We start from the raw sequence: 19602 nt of genomic DNA on the forward strand, positions 1-19602 counted from the left end.
GCGGGCCCTCCCGGTTCAGCGCACCAGCGCGAGGGAGGCGCCGGACTTGGTGAGCGCACCGTCGAGGGCGCCGCCGCCCTGCCGCAGGCGGGCGGCCACCGTGCCGCCCTGCTGGTACAGGTAGACCTCGCCGTCGCGGAAATCCCAGGCCGTGACCTTGGCCAGATCCTTGTTCGGGCAGCCGGCGGCGGAGGCCTTGTAGAGGTCGAGGGCCGGCGCGCTCGAGAGCGTCACCTTGCAGCTTCCGCCGGTCGCGTCCTTGGCGTCCCAGGCGCCGACCACCGAGGCCCGCCCGCTCGCCACCACCGGCGGGGCCGGGGGCGGGGCGACCACCGGCTCGGGGATGACGTTGGAGGCCGGCGGCGGGGCGATCGACGCCTGCGCGCCGATCGGTGCCTCGTCCGGCGCGGCGGTGGCGCCGGGCGGCGGCGCGAGCGGCGCCGAGGTCACGGCGCCGGAGGGCATCGCCGGGGCGATGTTGTCGATGGCGGCTTGCTGTGCCGGCCCGCGGACGCGGGGTCCGTCGAAGCGCTGCGACGCGCAGGCGCCGAGCCCTGCCGCCAGCGCGAGGAGGGCGATCGTCGAACGGTACTGACGCGGCATCGATCTCGGCTTCCCCGGCGCACGTGCGGCGCCCCTTGCGAGCCCTTGCGTCGGGGGCAATTGCGATGCCCGCAAGGCGGCCGGTCGGGGAACGGTCTTCGGAGGGCCCGCGCGCGAGGCTTTTCGGGCCGAGTGTGGCGGGGCGGCCTCAGTCGGCCGCCCCGCCGGATCACACCGTGCGCTCGACCATCATCTTCTTGATCTCGGCGATCGCCTTGGCCGGGTTCAGGCTCTTCGGGCAGGTGTTGGCGCAGTTCATGATCGTGTGGCAGCGATAGAGCTTGAACGGGTCGTGCAGCGCGTCGAGGCGGTCGCCGGTGTTCTCGTCGCGGCTGTCGATCAGCCAGCGATAGGCCTGCAGCAGCGCCGCCGGGCCGAGGAACTTCTCGCCGTTCCACCAGTAGCTCGGGCACGAGGTGGTGCAGCAGGCGCACAGGATGCACTCGTACAGCCCGTCGAGCTTGGCCCGGTCCTCGGGCGTCTGCGGCCACTCCTTCTCGGGGGCCAGGGTGTCGGTCTTGAGCCAGGGCTCGACCGAGGCGTGCTGGGCGTAGAAGTTCGTCAGGTCGGGGACGAGGTCCTTCAGCACCGGCATGTGCGGCAGCGGATAGATCTTTACCGCTGCGGTCTTGCGGCCCTTCGCGTGATCCTGGCACTCGTCGATGCCCATGGTGCAGGCGAGCGCGTTCTGGCCCTCGATGTTCATGGCGCAGGAGCCGCAGATGCCCTCGCGGCAGGAGCGGCGGAACACCAGCGTCGAGTCGACCTTGTTCTTGATCCACAGCAGCGCGTCGAGCACCATCGGCCCGCAATCGTCGCGGTCGACCTGATAGGTGTCGATCCGCGGGTTCTTCCCGTCGTCCGGGTTCCAGCGGTAGACGCGGAACTCCTTGAGGTTCTTGGCCCCCGTCGTCGCGGGCCAGGACTTGCCCTCGGTGATCTGGGAGTTCTTGGGGAGGGAGAATTCGGCCATGGCTGTCGTTGGCTTCCGCTAGAGTCGATCGAAGCAACGATCGGCAAGACGCATCGGGAACGCGGTCCCGCCGATCGGCTTTCCGAAGCGCGCAGCTTAGTAAACGCGCGCCTTCGGCTCGATGTACTGGATCTCATTCGACATCGTGTAGGTGTGGACCGGGCGGTAATCGATGCTCACCCGGTGGGCGCTCTCGTCGAGCCACGACAGGGTGTGCTTCATCCACTCCTTGTCGTTGCGGTCGGGGAAATCCTCGCGGGCGTGCGCGCCGCGGGATTCCTCGCGGTTGGCGGCCGATTCCATGGTGACGACCGCCTGGCCGATCAGGTTGTCGAACTCGAGGGTCTCGAGCAGGTCGGTGTTCCAGACGAGCGACCGGTCGGTGATGCGGATGTCGGCGGATGCCGACCACACCTTGTGGATCAGGCCCTTGCCCTCCTCCAGCACCTCGCCGGTGCGGAACACGGCGCAGTTGTTCTGCATCGTCTTCTGCATCTCGAGGCGGAGGTCCGCGGTCGGCGTGGAGCCGTCGGCGTAGCGGAAGCGGTCGAGGCGGGTCAGCGCCTTGTCGGCGGAATCCTTGGCCAGGTCCATCGGCCGGCCGTTCGGCTCGACGATCTCGGCGCAGCGCTGGCCGGCGGCGCGGCCGAACACCACGAGGTCGATCAGCGAGTTCGACCCGAGGCGGTTGGCGCCGTGCACCGAGACGCAGGCCGCCTCGCCGATCGCCATCAGGCCGGGCACGACGGTGTCGGGGTTGCCGTCGCGCAAGGTCAGCACCTCGCCGTGATAGTTCGTCGGGATGCCGCCCATGTTGTAGTGCACCGTCGGCAGCACCGGGATCGGCTCCTTGGTGACGTCGACGCCGGCGAAGATCTTGGCGGATTCCGAGATGCCCGGCAGGCGCTGGTGGAGGATCGCCGGGTCGAGGTGGTCGAGGTGCAGGAAGATGTGGTCGCCGCCCTTGCCGACGCCGCGGCCGGCCCGGATCTCCATGGTCATCGAGCGCGAGACCACGTCGCGCGAGGCGAGATCCTTGGCCGACGGGGCGTAGCGCTCCATGAAGCGCTCGCCCTCGGAATTCGTCAGGTAGCCGCCCTCGCCGCGGGCGCCCTCGGTGATCAGGCAGCCGGCGCCGTAGATGCCGGTCGGGTGGAACTGCACGAACTCCATGTCCTGCAGCGGCAGGCCGGCGCGCAGCACCATGGCATTGCCGTCGCCGGTGCAGGTGTGGGCCGAGGTCGCCGAGAAGTACGAGCGGCCGTAACCGCCGGTGGCGAGGATCACCATCTGCGCGCGGAAGCGGTGGATCTCGCCGGTGGCCTGGTCCATGGCGATGACGCCGCGGCAGCGGCCCTCGTCGTCCATGATCAGGTCGAGGGCGAAGTACTCGATGAAGAAGTTGGTCTGGTTCTTCACCGCCTGCCCGTACAGGGTGTGGAGCATCGCGTGCCCCGTGCGGTCGGCGGCCGCGCAGGTGCGCTGCGCGGTGCCCTTGCCGTAATCGGTGGTCATGCCGCCGAACGGGCGCTGGTAGATCTTGCCCTCTTCCGTGCGCGAGAACGGCACGCCCCAGTGCTCGAGCTCGTAGACGGCCGCGGGAGCGTTGCGCACGAGATACTCGATCGCATCCTGGTCGCCGAGCCAGTCCGACCCCTTCACGGTGTCGTACATGTGCCAGCGCCAGTCGTCCGGGCCCATGTTGCCGAGCGAGGCCGAGATGCCGCCCTGCGCCGCCACCGTGTGCGAGCGGGTCGGGAACACCTTGGTGATGCAGGCGGTGCGCAGGCCCGCCTGGGAGCAGCCGACGGTGGCGCGCAGGCCCGCGCCGCCCGCGCCGACAACCACCACGTCGAAGGTGTGGTCGGTGATGGGATAGGCGGGTCCCTGCCCGTTCTGTCCGTTGACGGCCATGGAAGGCTCCTTCAAGATCGCGAGTGGCAGGTCAGACGAGGCGGCCGAGCCCCACGCGCAGGATCGCGTAGAGGCAGGCCACGGCCACGACGACCGCGTAGAAGTTGTTGGCAAACACCGCGGCGATCTTCAGCCCCGGGCTGTGGACGTAATCCTCGATGATCACCTGCATCCCGAGACGCATGTGGATCGCGACCGAGGTCACGGCGAGGATCAGGACGATCGCGACGAAGGGGTGCGACACCAGGGCCACCGCCTCCGCGTAGGAGCGGCCGGCCATCAGCGCGATGATCACCACGAAGGCGAGCATCAGCGGCGCGTTGGCGGCGGCGGTCAGCCGCTGCATCCACCAATGCCCGACGCCGTGGTGGGCGACGCCGAGGCCGCGGACGCGGGCGCGGGGCGTGCGGATCGAGACCTGCGGGTTCTGGAGGATCTTGGCCTTGGCCATGGCGGGAACTCCTCAGCGCGCCAGAAGGGCGACGGCCCAGACGACGATGGTCAGCGTCGTTGAGCCGATCAGGGTGGCGCGGGCCAGCGCCATGCGCTTGTCGCGGTCGAAGCCGTATCCGGCATCCCACACGAAGTGCCGCAGGCCGCCCAGCATGTGGTGCAGCAGGATCCAGGTGTAGGCGAACAGCACGATCCGCCCGATCCAGGACCCGAAGAACCACGCCACCCAGGCGTAGGCCGCCGGGCCGGAGGCGAGCGCCACGAGCCAGATCGCGACGAGCGCGGTGCCGCCGTAGAGCGCCGTGCCGGTGACGCGGTGGAACACCGACATCGCCATCGTCCAGGTCCAGCGATAGATCTGGAGATGCGGCGAGAGCGGCTGGGCGACGGTGGGGCGTGCGGTGGGTGCCATCGTGCGGGAGGCCTCGTGTCGTTCTCGGAACCGGGTCGATCTTGGAATTGGACCGTCTCTAATCTGTAGCGCTAGAGGCCCGAGCGTTTCGCCGCAATGCGGCATGGCAGGACGGAGATGACGATTTCGTCGGGATATCGCCTGCCGCCGGGCACGGCGGGCGCCGTTCTCGCGACACGTATCCTTCTCATGGCAGTCGCCCGATCAGCCGCCACCAGAGGTAGTCGAGCGGCGCGGCGACCAGCAGCGTCGCGACCCCGTAGGCGAAGGTCGCGCGCGTCGCGTCCTTCAGCGACACGCCGCCGAGCTCGCGCGCGAACACGATGGGCGGCGCCTGATACGGGAAGAACAGCGTCGCGTAGCCGAGAACCTGCACCATCACCACGTCGAGCACAGGCCAGCCGCTGGCCTGCGCCATCTCGCCCGCCAGCGCCGTGTAGAGCGCGGGCGCGCCGTTGGCCGTGACCACGAGGGTGAGCGCCGTGGCGACGCCGGTCAGCACCGCGAAGTTCTGCACGGTCGCGCCCGGGCTCAGGGGCGCGACCGCCAGCAGCGCGTGGCCGAGCCGCTCGCCCAAGCCGGTCTCGTTGACGACCGCCACGAGGCCGAGCAGCGCGGCGATGTAGAAGCAGGTGCGCAGCGAGACCTGCGCGAAGGCGTCCGCCGGCAGCACGCCGATCCGCGGCATTAGGCAGATCACCGCGGCCGAGAGCCCGACCCAGGCCGGGGCGATGCCGTGCAGCCCGTCGGTCATCCATAGCGCCAGCGTGCCGACGAGGATCGCGGCCAGCCGGCGCTCGGCGGGCGAGGCCGGGGGCAGGGCCGGCAGCGCCGCGGCACCGGATTCGAGCCGGTCGGGGAACAGCGTCACGAGGAGTGCCACGAGCAGCACGCCCTTCACCAGCGCCAGGACCGGCGCGTGCAGCCAGAGATAGGGCAGGTAGGTGAGGTGCAGGCCCTGGAGCCGCTCGGCCGCGCCGGCCATCACCAGGTTCGGCACGTTGGCGGGCAGGATCGCCGCCGACAGGATCGGGGTCGCGAGCCCGACCGCCATCACCGCGCCGATCCGGCCCTTCCGCCCGGGCGCCAGCCCGAACGCGTCGCAGAGCGACAGGGTCACCGGAATCATCAGCGCGATGCGCCCGAGGTTCGACGGCATCACGAAGGCGAGCAGGAAGCTGAACCCCACGAGCCCGGCGACGAGGCGCGGATAGGAGCCCGAGAGCCGGCCGCTCAGCCCCTGCGCCAGGCGTGCGCCGAGGCCGGTCCGCGTCATCGCGAGGCCGACCACCATCCCCGACATCACCAGCCAGAAGGCCGAGGCCGCGAAGCCGGAGAACACCGTCGCCGCCGTGCCGAGCTTGAGCAGCATGGCGAGGGCGAAGAACAGCAGCGCGGTGACGATCTCGGGCAGCAGCGCCGTCGCCCACAGGCCCATGCAGAGCACGAGCAGCGCGCCGGTCGCCCAGATCGTCGTCCCGCCTCCCATGCCGCCCTGCCCCTACCCTGTTCGATCCGCCCGATGGTTAGGGGCCCGATTGGAACGGTTCGCAATACGGATTTCCTTGATGGTGCCTTCGCGATCGGCGAAGGCTGAGCGTCGGGAGCGCGCGTTTCGCAGTCGCTCGTGCATCGCGGTGGCGCCGGCAGCGGCTTCGCGGCCCGCGTAAGGAAGCCGGGCGATGATGCGCTTCGACCTGTCCGACCTCACCCTCTTCCGCCACGTGGTCGAGGCCGGCTCGATCACCCACGGGGCGGCGCGCGCGAACCTCGCGCTCGCCGCCGCCTCGACGCGGATCCGGGCAATGGAGACCTCGCTCGGCGCCGCCCTGCTCACCCGCACCCGTCTCGGCGTCACGCCGACCCCGGCCGGGCGGGCCTTGCTGGCGCATGCCCGCGGGCTGATCGCCGCGATCGAACGGATGCAGGGCGAGCTCTCGGCCTTCTCCGGCGGCACGGTCGGGCAGATCCGGGTCCTGGCCAACACCAACGCGCTCACCGAATTCCTGCCGGATGCGCTGGCCGCCTACCTGGCGAAGAACCCCGGGGTCAGCGTCGAGATCGACGAGCACACCTCGGACGAGATCGTCGGCCTCGTCGCGGACGGGCAGGCCGACCTCGGCATCCTGTCGGGCACGGTCGACACCGGCGACCTCGAGACCTTCCCGTTCCGGCAGGACCGCTTCGTGCTGGTGGCGGCGCGCGGGCACGCCCTGGCCGGGCGCGGGGCGGTCGCCTTCGCCGAGGTGCTGGCGCACGACCTCGTCGGTCTCGACCGGGCGAGCGCGCTCACCCGGTTTCTCGCCGACAAGGCGGCGCGCGTCGGGCGCCCGATGCGCCTGCGCGTGCAGCTGCGCGGGTTCGACGCCGTCTGCCGCCTCGTCGATGCCCGCGTCGGCGTCGGCATCGTGCCCGAGAGCATGGCCCGGCGGGTCGCCCGCGGCCTCGACATCGCCGTCGTGCCGCTGATCGAGCCGTGGGCGACGCGCGCCCTGACCCTGTGCCTGCGCAGCTACGAAGGCTTGCCGACCTTCGCGCAGGAATTCGTGACGCACTTGCGCGACGGTTGCGACGCCTGAACAGACCGCATCATGTCGTCGTCGATGAAGGCGCGACGCGATCTCTACCTTCGGTAGAACATTGCCACGATGTTTCTCGCTGGTCACGAAGGGTTGATCGCGAAGAACTACGCAAGGATCTTCTTTTCGGGATGGTTGCGACTTCTGTACCGTGCGGGCGTGTCGAAGGCGCCCCTGCCGGAGGGATGTGCTCGCCATGCCTGCTCAGACGGACTGCTTCGATGTCGTGGTGATCGGCGCCGGCCTGGCCGGAACCTGCCTGGCCGGCCGCCTCGCCCGCGACGGCCGCAGCGTCGCGCTGATCGACACCCACGCCGTCCACCCGCACGATTTCCGCGCCGAGAAGTACGGCTCCGCGCAGATGTCGCTGTTCGAGTCCCTCGGGTTCGGCGCCGCCGCCCGCGGGTGCACCACGAGGACCGACACCGTCCGGGTCGTGCGCTTCGGCAGCCTCGCGCATTGGGAGCGCAACACCGAGTACGGCGCCGCCTATCCCGACCTGATCAACGCCCTGCGGGCCGACCTGCCCGCCGGGCTGCTCACCGTCGGCCGGGTCGCCGACCTCGATCTCGGCCCGGAGCGGCAGGTCGTCACCCTCGGCGACGGGCGCCGGTTCGCCGGCCGCCTCGTGGTGCTGGCGACGGGGCTCGGCGACGTGCTGCGCCGCAAGGCCGGGATCGTCCGGCGCGTGATCGGCGAACGCCACTCGCTGGCCGTCGGCTTCGACATGGCGGCGCCGCGCGACGCCTTCCCGTTTCGGGCGATGACCTACTTCTCCGAACGGTTCGGCGGGCGCGACGCCTACCTGACGCTGTTCCCGCTCGGCGAGACCATGCGGGCGAACCTGTTCGGCTACCAGCAGCCGAACGCCCCCTGGACGAAGGCGTTTCGCGCCGAGCCGGAGGCGGCCCTGCGCGCGCTGATGCCGGGGCTCGCGGCCCATTGCCCGGACCTCGCCGTCGCCGGCTCGGTCGAGGTGCGCCCGATCGACCTGATGCGGGCCGAGGGCCACGTTCGCGACGGGGTGGTCCTCGTCGGCGACGCGTTCCAGACCGCGTGCCCGATTCCCGGGACCGGGATCGGCAAGGTGCTGACCGACGTGCGGCAACTGGCCGACGCCCACCTGCCGGGCTGGCTCGCGACGCCCGGCATGGGTGCCGACAAGGTCGCCGCGTTCTATGCCGACCCGGTCAAGGTCGCCTGCGACGCGGCGAGCCTGCGATCCAGCCTCTACGCCCGCGCGCTCGCCACCGAGACCGCCCTGCCCTGGGCGGTCCGCCGGGTGCGCAACCGCGTCGCGCGCCACGCGATCCGCTACGCGACGGGCGCCTCGCAGGGAGCGGTGCGCGCCGCCTCGGCGGTCGCGGCCCACTTGGCGCTCTGACCGCGCCGGGCGGTTGCCCCGTGCGGCCATCGGCGTAGCCTCGGCCGCGCGACGGGACGGAAAGGACGGCCATGGCGATTGCGACGGTGGACGCGCTCGGAAGCCGCCGAGGGGCGATGGTGCTGCTCGAGGTGCTGCGCTCGGAGGGGGTCCGCTACATCTTCGGCAATCCCGGCACCACCGAGCTGCCGCTGATCGACGCGCTCACCGAGACCCCCGACATCGCCTACGTGCTGGCGCTGCAGGAGGCGAGTGCGGTGGCGATGGCCGACGGCTACGCGCATGCCGCGCGCCGGCCCGCCTTCCTCAACCTCCACACCGCCGGCGGCCTCGGCCACGGCTTCGGCAACCTGATCAACGCCCACGTCTCGGGCACGCCGCTGGTGGTGACGGCGGGCCAGCAGGATTCGCGTCACGCGATCACCGATCCGCTGCTGTTCGGCGACCTCGTCAGCCTCGCCACGCCCGCCGTGAAGTGGGCGCGCGAGGTCACCAACGCCGACCAGCTGCCGATCCTGCTGCGGCGCGCCTTCCACGACTGCTCGGCCGCGCCCTCGGGCCCGGTCTTCCTGTCGCTGCCGATGGACGTGATGGAGGCGATGACCGCCGCGCCCGCCGGCGGCGTCTCGACGATCGACCGCTGCGCCGTGGCGGGCTCGCTCGAGCGGCTCGCCGACCACCTCGCCGCGGTGGCGCCCGGGCGCCTAGCCGTCATCGCCGGCGACGAGATCGACGCCAGCGACGCCTCCGGCCAGGCCGTGGCGCTCGCCGACCTCCTCGGCGCGCCGGTCTACGGCTCGTCCTGGCCGGCCCACATCCCCTTCCCCACCGCGCATCCGCTCTGGGCCGGGAACCTGCCGACCAAGGCCACGGAGATCGCCGGCATCCTCGGCGCCTACGACGCGGTGTTCGCGCTCGGCGGCAAGTCGCTGATCACGGTGCTCTACACGGAAGGCTCGGCGGTGCCGGCCGGCACGCAGGTGTTCCAGCTCTCGGCGGACGTGCGCGACCTCGGGCGCACCTACGAAACCACCCTCTCGATGGTCGGCGACGTGCGCGCCTCCCTCGACGCGCTGCTGCCGCTCCTGAGGCCGCGCCTCGCGGAGCGGGCCGACGCCTATGCCGAGCTGCGGGTCGCGGCCGCGCGGATCTACGCGGCCCGTCGCGGAAAGCTGACCGAGGCGGCCGATGCCGCCTTCGCCGACCCGGTGATCGCGCCGCTGGTCGCCGCCCGCGAGATCGCCCGCGCCGTCGGCGCCGACACCGCCATCGTCGATGAGGCGCCGGCGACGATGGCGCATCTGCGCACCTTCCTGCACAGCGACAAGACGCACCAGTACGCCTCGATGCGCGGCGGCGTCCTGGGCTGGGGAATGCCGGCCTCGGTCGGCACCTCGCTCGGCCTCGACCGCGCGCCGGTGGTCTGCGTCGTCGGCGACGGCGCGGCGATGTACTCGCCCCAGGCGCTGTGGACCGCCGCCCACGAAGCGCTGCCGGTGACCTTCGTGGTGATCAACAACGCCGAGTACAACATCCTGAAGAACTACATGAAGTCGCAATCCCACTACGCGTCGGTGCGCGCCAACCGCTTCATCGCCATGGACCTCGTCGATCCGCGCATCGACTTCGTCGCGCTGGCCGCCTCGATGGGCGTGCCGGCGCGGCGCGTGACCCGGGCGGCCGACATCGCGGCGGCGATCGAGCACGGGATCCGGTCGGGCGCGCCGAACCTGGTCGAGGTGGTGGTGCGGGCGACCTGACGGGCGGCGTGCCTCACGGCAGCAGCAGGATCGATCCCGTCGTTTCGCGTGCCTCCGCCGCGCGGTGCGCCGCGACCGCCTCCGCGAGCGGGAACCGCGCGCCGATGCGCGCGACGATCGCCCCCGAGGCGATGGCGGCGAAGACCTCGGCCGCGTTGGCCCGCAGGTCCGCGGGGTCGGCATTGTGCGGAAACACCGACGGGCGGGTGAGGAAGAGGCAGCCCTTCTTGTTCAGCAGCTCCGGCTCGATCGCCGGCGCCGGCCCGGAGGCGGCGCCGTAGAGCACCACGAGGCCGAAGGGCGCGGCGAGGTCGAGCGAATGCAGGAAGGTGTCGCGGCCGACCGAATCGTAGACGACCCGCGCCTTGCGGCCGCCGGTGGCGGCGAGCAGTGCCTCGGGCCAGCCCCCTCGCGAATAGTCGATCGCCACGTCGCAGCCGGCCTCGCGCGCCACCGCGCACTTCTCCGCCGATCCCGCGGTGCCAACCACGGTGGCGCCGAGCGCCTTGGCCCAGCGGCACAGGATCTGCCCGACGCCGCCGGCCGCGGCATGGACCAGCACCACCTCGCCCGGCTGGACCGCGTGGGTGCGCCGGAGCAGGTACTGCGCGGTTATCCCCTTGAACAGCAGGGCGGCGGCGTCCTCGTCCGAGACCGCGTCGGGGATCGCCACCAGCTTGTCCGCCGGCACGACGCGCCGGTCGGCGTAGCTGCCGAGCCCCGCGTTCATATAGGCGACCCGGTCGCCGACCCGGAACCCCGCGACGCCCTCGCCCAGCGCCTCGATCCGCCCGGTGGCCTCGTGGCCGAGCCCGGTCGGCAGCGGCAGCGGGTAGACCCCCTTGCGCTGGTAGACGTCGATGAAGTTGAAGCCGATCGCGGTCTGGCGCAGGAGCACCGCGCCCGGTCCGGGCGGGGGCAGGTCGACGGCTTCGAGGCGCATCGCCTCGGGGGCGCCGAACGCGCGGAGGATGACGGCGTTCGCGTCTGTCATGGCGGTTCTCCGAGGCCGGGCGACGGTCTCGACCACCTAGCCCTGCGCCCGGCATCTGCCTAGAAGGCCGGGACCGGAATCGGAAAGGGGTCGCGATGGCCGTCACCGACCTCGCCGCGGATTCGCTCGCCGCCCTCGACACCCCCTGCCTGCTCCTCGACGAGGCGCGCCTGACCGCCAACGTCGCGCGGATGCGGGCGCGGCTCGCCGGCCTCGGCGTCGCCTTCCGGCCCCATCTCAAGACGGCGAAGTCCCTCGACGTGGCGCGCCGCGCGATGACCGGCCCGCGCGGGCCGGCCATGGTCTCGACGCTGCGCGAGGCCGCCTACTTCGCCGAGGGCGGCGTGACCGACCTCACCTACGGCGTCGGCATCGCGCCGCAGAAGCTCGATCGGGTCGGCGGCATCCGCCGGCAATACGGGGCCGACCTCGCGATCATCCTCGACAGCGTGGCGCAGGCCGAGGCCGTCGCGGCGTGGGTGGCGGCCAACCGCGATCCCGTCTGCGCGCCCCTGCCCGTCCTGATCGAGGTCGACGCCGACGGGCACCGCTCGGGGGTCGCGCCGGACGACGCCGGGACGCTGACGGCGATCGGCCGCGTCCTCGTCGCCGGGGGCGCGGTGCTGCGCGGGGTGCTGCTGCATGCCGGCGACAGCTACGGCCTGAGCGAGCCTGAGCGGATCGCGGCGGCGGCGGAGGCCGAGCGCGCGGCCGGCGTCGCGGCGGCCGGGCACCTGCGGGCCGCCGGCCTCCCCTGCCCCGTGGTCAGCATCGGCTCGACCCCGACCGCGCGGTTCGCCGAGGCGCTCGACGGCGTGACCGAAGTGCGGGCCGGCGTCTTCATGTTCGGCGACCTGTTCCAGGCCGGCATCGGCACCTGCGCAACCGGGGACATCGTCCTGTCGGTGCTGGCGACGGTGATCGGGCACCAGCGCGCGAAGGGCTGGATCATCGTCGACGCCGGATGGATGGCGCTGTCGCGCGACCGCGGCACCGCGCGCCAAGCCGTCGACCAGGGCTACGGGATCGTCTGCGATCCGGCGGGGACGCCCTACCCCGACCTGATCGTGCGCGACGCCAACCAGGAGCACGGCATCGTCGCCCTCCGCCCCGGATCCGCAGCCGCGCTGCCGGACCTTGCCTTGGGCGCGCGCCTGCGCATCCTGCCCAACCATGCCTGCGCCACCGCCGCGCAGCACGGAAGCTACCACGTGCTCGACGCCGCCGGGCGCGTCTCCGCCACGTGGCCCCGCATCGCCGGCTGGTGATCCTCCCCATGACAGATCCGATCGAGCGCATCGCGACGAAGGCCGTGCCGGAGCCCGCCGGGCACTATGCCCAGGCGACGGCATGGCGCGACCTCGTCTTCGTCTCGGGCCAGCTCGGGCCCCGCCCCGACGGCAGCCATACCTTCGACCGCCCGTTCGAGGAGCAGGCCCGGCAGGCGCTGGCCAACGTGCTCGCCATCCTCGGCGCGGCCGGATGCGGCCCGGAGCGCGTGCTCAAGGTCACCGCCTACCTGGTCGGCGTCGAGAACTGGCCGGCCTTCGATCGGATCTACGCGGAGATGTTCGGCGCGGCCCGCCCCGCCCGCGCCGTGGTGCCGGTGCCGGGCCTGCACCACGGCTACCTCGTCGAGATCGAGGCCGTCGCCGCGCGCCCGGACCCGGCCTGAGCCGACCCATCGCGGCCGTTTACCGATCGCCGGGGGCATCCCCCAAACGGGTGATGTGCGGGTCATCGGAATCGCGGTGTTCTCTCGTGTCCGAGCCTGACGAGGGAGCCCGACATGCGAAACCGCCAGGATTTTCCGATCTGGACGCGAAGCCGGGCGCAGCGTCACGCCGCGCGCGGCTGCAGCCGGCTCGTGGTCGGCCTGATCCTCCGGTTGGGCCGCCGGCGGCCGTCGCCCCCGGTCGCGGACGAGCGTCCCTCGAACGTCCTGCCGTTCAAGATCCCCGCGACCGCGCAACCTTTCCGGCCCCCGCCGGCGCCGGTGGGCGACCTGCGGCACGGGTGAGGCCGCAGGTCTCTCAGAACCGCTCGACCCAGGGGCGCAGCTCCAGCTCCTGGGTCCAGGCGCTGCGATCCTGGCGCAGCACGTCGCGGTAGCTGCGGGCGATGGCCTCCGGGTCGAGGTGGCTGTCGGGGGCATCCGGCGCCTCGGGCGCGCGGGCCGGGTTCCGGATCGCGCCGTCGATGACGAAGTGGGCCACGTGGATGCCCTGGGGCTGCAGCTCGCGCGACAGGCTCTGGGCCAGGCCGCGCAGGGCGAACTTGCCCATGGCGAAGGCCGACGAGCCGGCGAACCCCTTCACGCTCGCCGAGGCCCCGGTGAGCAGGATCGCGCCGTGCCGGGCCGGCAGCATGCGCCGGGCGGCCGCCTGCGCCACCAGGAACCCGCCGAAGGCCGAGACGGCGAGCGCCTGGGCGACGGCCGCCGGGTCGAGCTCCGCGATCGCGCCGCGCACGCGCCCGCTGGCGTTGTAGACCACCACGTCCGGCGGGCCGCCGAGCGCCGGCTCGATCGCGGCAAACAGCGCCTCGACGTCGTCCGGCCGGCTCGCGTCGCAGGCGTGGACCGCCGCGCCGGTCTCGCGGGCGAGCGCGTCGAGCTTGCCGACGTCGCGGGCCGCCAGCCCAACCCGCAGGCCGTCGGCGGCGAGTTGCCGGGCGAGCGCCGCGCTGAGGCCCGAGCCGGCCCCGACGATCATGGCGCGATGATAGGTCGGTCTCATGGAGGCGGCTTCCGGGTTGTCCGACGGGGCAACGTCGGGCGGGCGGGGCCGGTTCGCGCGCAGGGGCGACGGGTCAGTCCCGCCGCTCGCGGAAGAAGGCGCGCAGCAATGCCGCCGCCTCGTCCTCGCGGAAGCCGCCATACACATCCGGCGCGTGGTGGCAGGTCGGATGATTGAACACGCGGGCGCCGTTCTCGACCCCGCCGCCCTTGGGGTCGGCGGCGCCGTAATAGAGCCGCCGGATCCGCGCGAAGCCGATCGCGCCCGCGCACATCGGGCACGGCTCCAGGGTCACGTAGAGGTCGCAGCCCGGCAGCCGGTCGTCGCCGAGGACGGCGCAGGCGGCGCGGATCGCCAGGATCTCCGCATGCGCCGTCGGATCGTTCAGCGCCCGCGGCCGGTTGTGCGCCACCGCCAGCACGACGCCGCCGCGCACGATGACGGCACCGACCGGCACCTCGCCGGCCTCCGCCGCGCGGCGCGCCGCGGAGAAGGCGAGATCGAACGGCGACGTCTTCGCGGGAGGGATCGAGTCGGGCACGAGGACGTTCCTAGCCGCCGGCACCGCCGCCGCAAAGCGCGCCGCACCGGCCGACACATCGACCCCAATCCGATCAATGTTAATCGGCGGAACATTCAGCTGGGGCCGGCCGTTTCTCATCCAACGCGGCACGGCCGCATTCAGGATGAGGAGCCGGCGATGAGCAGCACCACCGACAAGATCAAGGGCGCCGCCAACGAGGCGGTCGGCAAGGCCAAGCAGGGCATCGGCAACGCGACGGACAACGCGAACCTGAAGGCCGACGGCGCCGCGCAGGAAGCCAAGGGCAAGGCCGAAGGCGTCAAGGGCGACGTCAAGTCGGCCGTCGGCAAGTAAGCCTCGCAGCAACGCATCCCCCGGTGCGGATGCGGGTTTCGTTCCGCATCGGGGTTCGGTCGGCCGGTCGGTGCGTCCCCCGGCCTTGCATCAACGCATTCGTTTCCAGGAGGTCTGCATGATCGGTTGGGCCATCACCTTTCTCGTGGTCGCGTTGGTCGCGGCGCTCCTCGGCTTCGGCGGCATCGCCGGGACGGCGATGGAGGCGGCCAAGATCGTCTTCTTCGTGGCCATCGCCCTGTTCCTGGTCTCCGCCGTGTTCGGCGTGATGCGCGGACGCGCGCCGCGGCTCTGACCGGCCGGACTAGTTCTGCGTTGTGAGAAGGGCGGCCCGGATCGGGCCGCCCTTCTCGCGTGCCGGGGTGCATTGGAACGCGTGCGGGCGTAGCCTCAGGTGCCCTCACCTCACCCTGTCCGGTCCATGAATCCCCAAACCTGGGCGCTCTTCCTCTGCGCCGTCTTCCTGCTTTCCGGCACCCCCGGCCCGAACATGCTGCACGTGATGACGCGCAGCCTTCGCTTCGGCCTCGGAGCCAGCCTGTTCGCCATGGCCGGGTGCCTGTCGGCCGTGGTGCTGGTGCTCTGCGCCTCGGCGACGGGGCTGGGCGCCGTGCTCGCCGCCTCGCCCAACCTGTTCGCAGGGCTGCGCTATGCCGGCGTCGCATACCTGGTCCTCCTCGGGATTCAGGCGTGGCGCGGGGCCGGCGGGGTGCCGCAGGTCGGAACGGGACCGATCGCCCCCTCCGCCGGCGGCCTGTTCCGGGGCGGGTTCCTGATCGGGGCGAGCAACCCGAAGCTCCTGCTGTTCGCGGCGGCGTTCCTGCCGCAATTCATCGATCCCGCCGCGGATCAGGGGTTGCAGCTGACGATCCTGGTCGCGACCTTCGCCGCCGCCGAGGCGTTCTGGTATGCCGTCTACGCCCTCGGCGGCCGGCAGCTCGCGCGCCATCTCGCCAGGCCTGCGCTGCGGCGCCTGTTCGACCGGGCCACCGGTGCGATCTTCGTCGGCTTCGGGCTCGGCCTGCTGGCCGGACGCCCCTGAGCGACGATCCGTCTCGCGCGGCGGGGCCCGCTCTGTTATGGGCTTGCCGATGAGCGACAATCCGACCACCCCCTCCGCGGACGAGCCCGTCCGCGGTCCCGAGACGACGCAGGCGCCCGAGACCCCGGCGAACGCCGAGCCCGCACGCCGTGAGGCGGCCTCTCAGGACGAGCCTTCCCGTCCAGAGCCTTGGAGCCCGGCCACCGACGCCAACGTCCGGTCCGCGGACGACGAGGCGCCGCGGGAGCGCGTGGCCCGCGACCGACCCAAGGACCGGCACGCCAACGAGCGCCCGGCCAAGGAGAAGGTTTCGAAGGAGCGCGGCGGCGACGCCCCCCTGCGCCGCCGCCCGGCCGCGGCCGAGCCGACCCCGGCAGCGTCGGCCCCCGTCGATGAGGCCGAGCTCGAGGATCTCGAGGCCGCCGCGCCGGAGGCCACGGCTTCCGAGATCGCGGCCCCCGAGACCGCGCCGGCGAAGGCCGCCCCCGCTGCGCCCGAGACCTACGAGGGCGAGCGCATCGCCAAGGCGATCGCCCGCGCCGGCATCGCCTCGCGCCGCGACGTCGAGGCGATGATCGCGGAAGGCCGCATCACGCTGAACGGCCGCGTGCTCGACACGCCGGCGATCAACGTGACGGATTCCGACGCCATCACCGTCGACGGCGAGCCGCTGCCGACGCGCGAGCGCACCCGGCTCTGGATCTTCCACAAGCCGCGCGGCCTCGTCACCACGGCGCGCGACCCGGAAGGGCGCCAGACCGTGTTCGAGGTGATGCCCGAGGAGATGCCGCGCGTCGTCGCCATCGGCCGCCTCGACATCAACACCGAAGGCCTGCTGCTGCTGACCAACGACGGCGGCCTCGCCAAGGTGATCGCCCATCCCGATACCGGCTGGCTGCGCCGCTATCGCGTGCGTGCCTTCGGCGACATCACGCAGATGGAGCTCGACCAGCTGCGCAAGGGCGTGACCATCGACGGCATGGAATACGGCCCGGTCGAGGCGACCCTCGATCGCGCCAGCGGCGACAACGTCTGGCTGACGCTCGGCCTGCGCGAGGGCAAGAACCGCGAGGTCAAGCGCATCCTCGAGCATCTCGGCCTGTCGGTGAACCGGCTGATCCGGCTGTCGTTCGGGCCGTTCCAGCTCGGCGACCTCGAGGTCGGGCTGACCGAGGAGATCAAGACCAAGGTCCTGAAGGAGCAGCTCGGCAAGGGCCTCGCGAGTCAGGCCGGCGTCGACTTCGAGAGCCCGGTGCGCGAGCCGATCGCGCCCTTCGGCGGGCCGAAGAAGGAGGCCCAGGCCGAGCGCTCGCGCCGGGACGAGGCGCCCCGCGGCCGCGCGCCCTCCGGCGGGCGCCCGGTGCGCCCGGCCGCGCCGGCCCGCGTGCCCACCGGCGGCATGGGCGCCGGTCCGCGCCGGTCCGTCTGGCGCGCCGGCGAATCCGACAATCCGGAGGGCTTCCGGCCCTCCAAGGTGCCGCGCCGCGGCGCCGACCCGAAGGCCGAGCGGGCGGCGGCGGCCGAGAGCCGCGGGCGCGAGCGCGTCGGGGCGATCAACACCGGCGACCGGCGCGTCCTCGTCGAGCGGCTGTCGGCGAGCCCGGCGCCCGCCGAGGAGGCGCAGCCGCAGCGCCGCTACGCCCGCGACGAGAACGGCGCGAAGCCGCAGCGCAGGCGCGACGATCGCGACGCGGGCGCCCGCCCGGAGCGGCCCTACACCCCGCGCTTCAACGAGGGCGCGGATCGCGGGCCCCCGCGCAGCGATCGCGGCACGGGGTTCCGCGGGCAGGAGTCCGGCGAGCGCCCGCGCGGCGACCGCGGTGAATCGCGCGGGTACCAGGGCGAGCGCCGGGACGGCGGCCGCGCCGAGGGTGCCCGCCCGGAGGGGCGCGGCTACCAGGGCAAGAAGCCGGCCGGGCAGCCGGGCGATCGACCCGGCGGGTTCGGCGGCAAGCCCGGCGGATTCGGTGCGAAGCCCGGCGGCTTCGGCGGAAAGCCGTCGGGCGGGTTCGGCGGCAAGCCCGGCGGCGAGCGCGAGACCGGCTACAAGGGCCGCGTCGAGGGCAGCTTCAAGCCGCGCGGCGAGGGCGGGTTCAAGGGCGGCCAGGGCCGACCCGGCGGCGGGGCCGGTCGTCCGGCGGGCGGCAAGCCCGGCGGGTTCGGGGGCAAGCCGTCCGGCGGGTTCGGTGCGAAGCCCGGCGGCCGGCCCGGCGGCGGCGGCCGTCCGCCCGGCCGCGGCGGGCGGTGAGGATCGTCGGCGGGGATTGGCGCGGCCGGCGCCTCGCCAGCCCGCGCTCCGACGCGATCCGCCCGACCTCGGACCGCCTGCGGGAGGCGTTGTTCAACGTTCTGGCCCACGCCTACGACGACGCGGTGCCGGGCGCCCGCATCCTCGACCTGTTCGCCGGCACCGGCGCGCTGAGCTTCGAGGCGCTGTCCCGCGGCGCGGCCTACGCGCTGCTGGTCGACGAGGGGGCGGAGGCGCGCGGCGTCATCCGCGAGAACATCGAGCAGTTCGGCGCCGAGGGGCGCACCCGCCTGTTCCGGCGGGACGCGACCAAGCTCGGCCCCTCGGGCACCACCGGTCGCTTCTCCCTGGTGTTCTGCGATCCGCCCTACGGCCACGACCTGGCGCCCGCAGCGCTGACGGCGGCCGCGCAGGGCGGCTGGCTGACGCCCGACGCCCTGGTGGTGATCGAAGAATCCGCCGACGCGGTCGTCGCTCTGCCGGCGGGGTTCACGGACCTGGAACGGCGGACCTACGGCGACACGGCGGTCACGCTGGCGCGCTTCACGGGCTGAGTTGCCCAAGGCGAGAAAGGCCGTTCCTTGACCCCCCTGCCCCTCGTCCTCCTCACCAACCCGATCCACCCCGACGCGGTCGCGATGCTGGCGCCCCATGCCCGCGTCTTCGTCGCCCCCGACACGGCGGCGTCCTCCCTGCGGGCGCTCGCCCCCGACGCCGCCGGGATGATCGTGCGCGCGCAGCTGCCCGACGACATCCTCGACCACGCGCCGAAGCTTCGCGGCATCGTCCGCCACGGCGTCGGGCTGGACTTCGTGCCGCTGGCGGCCGCCACCGCCCGCGGGATCCCGGTGGCGAACCTGCCCGGCAGCAACACCGGGGCGGTAGCCGAGTACGTCCTCTCCGCCCTCCTCGCCCTGCGGCGGCGGCTCGCCGACGTCGATGCCGGCCTGCGCCGGGACGGCTGGCTCGCGGCCAAGACCCGCGCCAACGACCTCGCCGAGATCGGCGGCACCACGCTCGGCATCCTCGGGATGGGCGAGATCGGCCGCCGCGTCGCGGGAATCGCCCGCCACGGCTTCGGCCTGCGCGTGCTCGGGGCGTCGCGGATCGCATCGGACCATGGCGGGCTCGTCGAGCCGGTGGACGTCGCGACGCTGTTCTCGGGCAGCGACGCGGTGGTGATCGCCTGCCCGCTCACCGACGCCACGCGCGGGCTGGTCGACGCCGCGCTGATCGGGCGGATGCGCCCGGGTGCGGTGCTGATCAACGTCGCCCGCGGGCCGATCGTCGTGACCGACGCGGTGGTGGCGGCGCTGAACACCGGCCGGCTCGGCGGCGCGGCGCTCGACGTGTTCGAGCATCAGCCGCTGGCGCCCGACCATCCGCTCCACGCCTGCCCGAACCTGCTGCTGACGCCGCACGTCGCCGGAACCACCGCCACGAGCCTGCGCGCGATGGGCCTCGGGGCGGTGGAGGAGATGCTCAGGATCCTGTCCGGCGAGCGGCCGCGGAACCTCGTGAACCCGGCCGCGCTGGAACGCTGACGGCTGGCTGTGCGCGCGCGGAGGCGGGCGCACACGGCGCTTGGGAGCCGTGACATCGCGCGGGTCCCTTCTCCCATGGGG

Annotated in this window: 21 protein-coding genes; 12 read left to right on the plus strand and 9 right to left on the minus strand. The window is 72.9% G+C overall.

Annotated features, from left to right (window positions below):
- Window positions 1-15: 15 nt before the first annotated feature.
- The 6 genes from MKK68_RS20265 to MKK68_RS20290 all read right to left on the minus strand — a co-directional run bounded on the left by MKK68_RS20265 (window position 16) and on the right by MKK68_RS20290 (window position 5844).
- On the minus strand, window positions 16-603 hold the full coding sequence (locus MKK68_RS20265; RefSeq protein ID WP_244032661.1) for an AprI/Inh family metalloprotease inhibitor: 588 nt from the start codon (window positions 601-603) through the stop codon (window positions 16-18).
- Between the two features lie 169 nt (window positions 604-772).
- Entirely contained in the window at window positions 773-1576 is an 804-nt protein-coding gene (locus MKK68_RS20270) for a succinate dehydrogenase iron-sulfur subunit (protein WP_244032662.1), read from the minus strand.
- Window positions 1577-1672: 96 nt separating this feature from the next.
- Window positions 1673-3490: a succinate dehydrogenase flavoprotein subunit gene (sdhA, locus tag MKK68_RS20275; RefSeq protein WP_244032664.1), complete on the minus strand. Its 1818-nt coding sequence runs from the start codon at window positions 3488-3490 to the stop codon at window positions 1673-1675.
- A 31-nt stretch (window positions 3491-3521) separates the two neighbouring features.
- Window positions 3522-3941, minus strand: a complete 420-nt coding sequence (gene sdhD / locus MKK68_RS20280) for a succinate dehydrogenase, hydrophobic membrane anchor protein (RefSeq protein ID WP_147727560.1) — start codon at window positions 3939-3941, stop codon at window positions 3522-3524.
- Window positions 3942-3953: 12 nt separating this feature from the next.
- Window positions 3954-4355 (minus strand): succinate dehydrogenase, cytochrome b556 subunit, encoded by a 402-nt coding sequence (sdhC, locus tag MKK68_RS20285; RefSeq protein WP_147843280.1) that lies wholly within the window; start codon window positions 4353-4355, stop codon window positions 3954-3956.
- Between the two features lie 187 nt (window positions 4356-4542).
- Entirely contained in the window at window positions 4543-5844 is a 1302-nt protein-coding gene (locus MKK68_RS20290; RefSeq protein WP_147843279.1) for an SLC13 family permease, read from the minus strand.
- A gap of 193 nt (window positions 5845-6037) precedes the next feature.
- On the opposite strand from MKK68_RS20290, the gene MKK68_RS20295 reads away from it, so the two are divergent.
- The 3 genes from MKK68_RS20295 to MKK68_RS20305 all read left to right on the plus strand — a co-directional run bounded on the left by MKK68_RS20295 (window position 6038) and on the right by MKK68_RS20305 (window position 10078).
- Window positions 6038-6934, plus strand: coding sequence for a LysR substrate-binding domain-containing protein (locus MKK68_RS20295; RefSeq protein ID WP_244032667.1), 897 nt, complete (start codon window positions 6038-6040; stop codon window positions 6932-6934).
- A 196-nt stretch (window positions 6935-7130) separates the two neighbouring features.
- A complete protein-coding gene (locus MKK68_RS20300) occupies window positions 7131-8318 on the plus strand; it encodes an FAD-dependent oxidoreductase (RefSeq protein WP_244032668.1) in 1188 nt (395 codons plus the stop codon).
- A gap of 71 nt (window positions 8319-8389) precedes the next feature.
- A complete protein-coding gene (locus MKK68_RS20305) occupies window positions 8390-10078 on the plus strand; it encodes a thiamine pyrophosphate-binding protein (RefSeq protein ID WP_243946549.1) in 1689 nt (562 codons plus the stop codon).
- Window positions 10079-10091: 13 nt separating this feature from the next.
- Here the strand turns inward: MKK68_RS20305 and MKK68_RS20310 are convergent, their stop codons facing one another.
- Window positions 10092-11072, minus strand: a complete 981-nt coding sequence (locus MKK68_RS20310) for a quinone oxidoreductase family protein (RefSeq protein ID WP_244032670.1) — start codon at window positions 11070-11072, stop codon at window positions 10092-10094.
- A 95-nt stretch (window positions 11073-11167) separates the two neighbouring features.
- Between MKK68_RS20310 and MKK68_RS20315 the strand changes: the two genes are divergently transcribed.
- The 3 genes from MKK68_RS20315 (at window position 11168) to MKK68_RS20325 (ending at window position 13092) form a co-directional block, all read left to right on the plus strand.
- Window positions 11168-12340 carry an alanine racemase gene (locus MKK68_RS20315; protein WP_244032673.1) on the plus strand — a complete coding sequence of 391 codons (1173 nt, stop codon included), beginning with the start codon at window positions 11168-11170 and terminating at the stop codon, window positions 12338-12340.
- A gap of 8 nt (window positions 12341-12348) precedes the next feature.
- Window positions 12349-12747 carry a RidA family protein gene (locus MKK68_RS20320; RefSeq protein ID WP_147729782.1) on the plus strand — a complete coding sequence of 133 codons (399 nt, stop codon included), beginning with the start codon at window positions 12349-12351 and terminating at the stop codon, window positions 12745-12747.
- Between the two features lie 114 nt (window positions 12748-12861).
- Entirely contained in the window at window positions 12862-13092 is a 231-nt protein-coding gene (locus MKK68_RS20325) for a hypothetical protein (RefSeq protein ID WP_243946555.1), read from the plus strand.
- Between the two features lie 13 nt (window positions 13093-13105).
- Here MKK68_RS20325 and MKK68_RS20330 read toward each other — a convergent pair whose 3' ends face one another.
- Both MKK68_RS20330 and MKK68_RS20335 read right to left on the minus strand, forming a co-directional pair.
- Entirely contained in the window at window positions 13106-13810 is a 705-nt protein-coding gene (locus MKK68_RS20330; RefSeq protein ID WP_244032675.1) for an SDR family NAD(P)-dependent oxidoreductase, read from the minus strand.
- Between the two features lie 73 nt (window positions 13811-13883).
- Window positions 13884-14351 carry a nucleoside deaminase gene (locus MKK68_RS20335; protein ID WP_244032677.1) on the minus strand — a complete coding sequence of 156 codons (468 nt, stop codon included), beginning with the start codon at window positions 14349-14351 and terminating at the stop codon, window positions 13884-13886.
- A gap of 159 nt (window positions 14352-14510) precedes the next feature.
- On the opposite strand from MKK68_RS20335, the gene MKK68_RS20340 reads away from it, so the two are divergent.
- From MKK68_RS20340 to MKK68_RS20365, 6 genes are all read left to right on the plus strand, one after another.
- Window positions 14511-14687, plus strand: coding sequence for a CsbD family protein (locus MKK68_RS20340; protein ID WP_147729527.1), 177 nt, complete (start codon window positions 14511-14513; stop codon window positions 14685-14687).
- Window positions 14688-14805: 118 nt separating this feature from the next.
- Entirely contained in the window at window positions 14806-14982 is a 177-nt protein-coding gene (locus MKK68_RS20345) for a DUF1328 domain-containing protein (RefSeq protein WP_147729528.1), read from the plus strand.
- Between the two features lie 126 nt (window positions 14983-15108).
- The gene (locus MKK68_RS20350) at window positions 15109-15729 is read left to right on the plus strand and encodes a LysE family translocator (RefSeq protein ID WP_147844614.1); all 621 of its coding nucleotides are present in this window, start codon (window positions 15109-15111) and stop codon (window positions 15727-15729) included.
- 49 nt (window positions 15730-15778) lie between these two features.
- Window positions 15779-17977, plus strand: a complete 2199-nt coding sequence (locus MKK68_RS20355) for a pseudouridine synthase (protein ID WP_244032679.1) — start codon at window positions 15779-15781, stop codon at window positions 17975-17977.
- Window positions 17974-18531, plus strand: a complete 558-nt coding sequence (gene rsmD / locus MKK68_RS20360) for a 16S rRNA (guanine(966)-N(2))-methyltransferase RsmD (protein ID WP_244032684.1) — start codon at window positions 17974-17976, stop codon at window positions 18529-18531. The genes MKK68_RS20355 and rsmD overlap by 4 nt, the downstream gene beginning before the upstream one ends.
- A gap of 27 nt (window positions 18532-18558) precedes the next feature.
- Window positions 18559-19521: an NAD(P)-dependent oxidoreductase gene (locus MKK68_RS20365; RefSeq protein ID WP_244032686.1), complete on the plus strand. Its 963-nt coding sequence runs from the start codon at window positions 18559-18561 to the stop codon at window positions 19519-19521.
- Window positions 19522-19602: the final 81 nt, after the last annotated feature.

The organism is Methylobacterium sp. E-016 (assembly GCF_022829745.1).
Lineage (GTDB): Bacteria > Pseudomonadota > Alphaproteobacteria > Rhizobiales > Beijerinckiaceae > Methylobacterium.

What these genes read in the sequence shown, in the direction of transcription:
- MKK68_RS20340 (WP_147729527.1), top strand. Translation starts at nt 14,511, where the DNA reads ATGAGCAGCACCACCGACAAGATCAAGGGCGCCGCCAACGAGGCGGTC.
- MKK68_RS20315 (WP_244032673.1), top strand. Translation starts at nt 11,168, where the DNA reads ATGGCCGTCACCGACCTCGCCGCGGATTCGCTCGCCGCCCTCGACACC.
- MKK68_RS20355 (WP_244032679.1), top strand. Translation starts at nt 15,779, where the DNA reads ATGAGCGACAATCCGACCACCCCCTCCGCGGACGAGCCCGTCCGCGGT.
- sdhA (WP_244032664.1), bottom strand. Translation starts at nt 3,490, where the DNA reads ATGGCCGTCAACGGACAGAACGGGCAGGGACCCGCCTATCCCATCACC.
- MKK68_RS20345 (WP_147729528.1), top strand. Translation starts at nt 14,806, where the DNA reads ATGATCGGTTGGGCCATCACCTTTCTCGTGGTCGCGTTGGTCGCGGCG.
- MKK68_RS20330 (WP_244032675.1), bottom strand. Translation starts at nt 13,810, where the DNA reads ATGAGACCGACCTATCATCGCGCCATGATCGTCGGGGCCGGCTCGGGC.
- MKK68_RS20300 (WP_244032668.1), top strand. Translation starts at nt 7,131, where the DNA reads ATGCCTGCTCAGACGGACTGCTTCGATGTCGTGGTGATCGGCGCCGGC.
- MKK68_RS20350 (WP_147844614.1), top strand. Translation starts at nt 15,109, where the DNA reads ATGAATCCCCAAACCTGGGCGCTCTTCCTCTGCGCCGTCTTCCTGCTT.
- MKK68_RS20305 (WP_243946549.1), top strand. Translation starts at nt 8,390, where the DNA reads ATGGCGATTGCGACGGTGGACGCGCTCGGAAGCCGCCGAGGGGCGATG.
- MKK68_RS20295 (WP_244032667.1), top strand. Translation starts at nt 6,038, where the DNA reads ATGATGCGCTTCGACCTGTCCGACCTCACCCTCTTCCGCCACGTGGTC.
- MKK68_RS20320 (WP_147729782.1), top strand. Translation starts at nt 12,349, where the DNA reads ATGACAGATCCGATCGAGCGCATCGCGACGAAGGCCGTGCCGGAGCCC.
- MKK68_RS20310 (WP_244032670.1), bottom strand. Translation starts at nt 11,072, where the DNA reads ATGACAGACGCGAACGCCGTCATCCTCCGCGCGTTCGGCGCCCCCGAG.
- sdhD (WP_147727560.1), bottom strand. Translation starts at nt 3,941, where the DNA reads ATGGCCAAGGCCAAGATCCTCCAGAACCCGCAGGTCTCGATCCGCACG.
- sdhC (WP_147843280.1), bottom strand. Translation starts at nt 4,355, where the DNA reads ATGGCACCCACCGCACGCCCCACCGTCGCCCAGCCGCTCTCGCCGCAT.
- MKK68_RS20265 (WP_244032661.1), bottom strand. Translation starts at nt 603, where the DNA reads ATGCCGCGTCAGTACCGTTCGACGATCGCCCTCCTCGCGCTGGCGGCA.
- MKK68_RS20325 (WP_243946555.1), top strand. Translation starts at nt 12,862, where the DNA reads ATGCGAAACCGCCAGGATTTTCCGATCTGGACGCGAAGCCGGGCGCAG.
- MKK68_RS20270 (WP_244032662.1), bottom strand. Translation starts at nt 1,576, where the DNA reads ATGGCCGAATTCTCCCTCCCCAAGAACTCCCAGATCACCGAGGGCAAG.
- MKK68_RS20290 (WP_147843279.1), bottom strand. Translation starts at nt 5,844, where the DNA reads ATGGGAGGCGGGACGACGATCTGGGCGACCGGCGCGCTGCTCGTGCTC.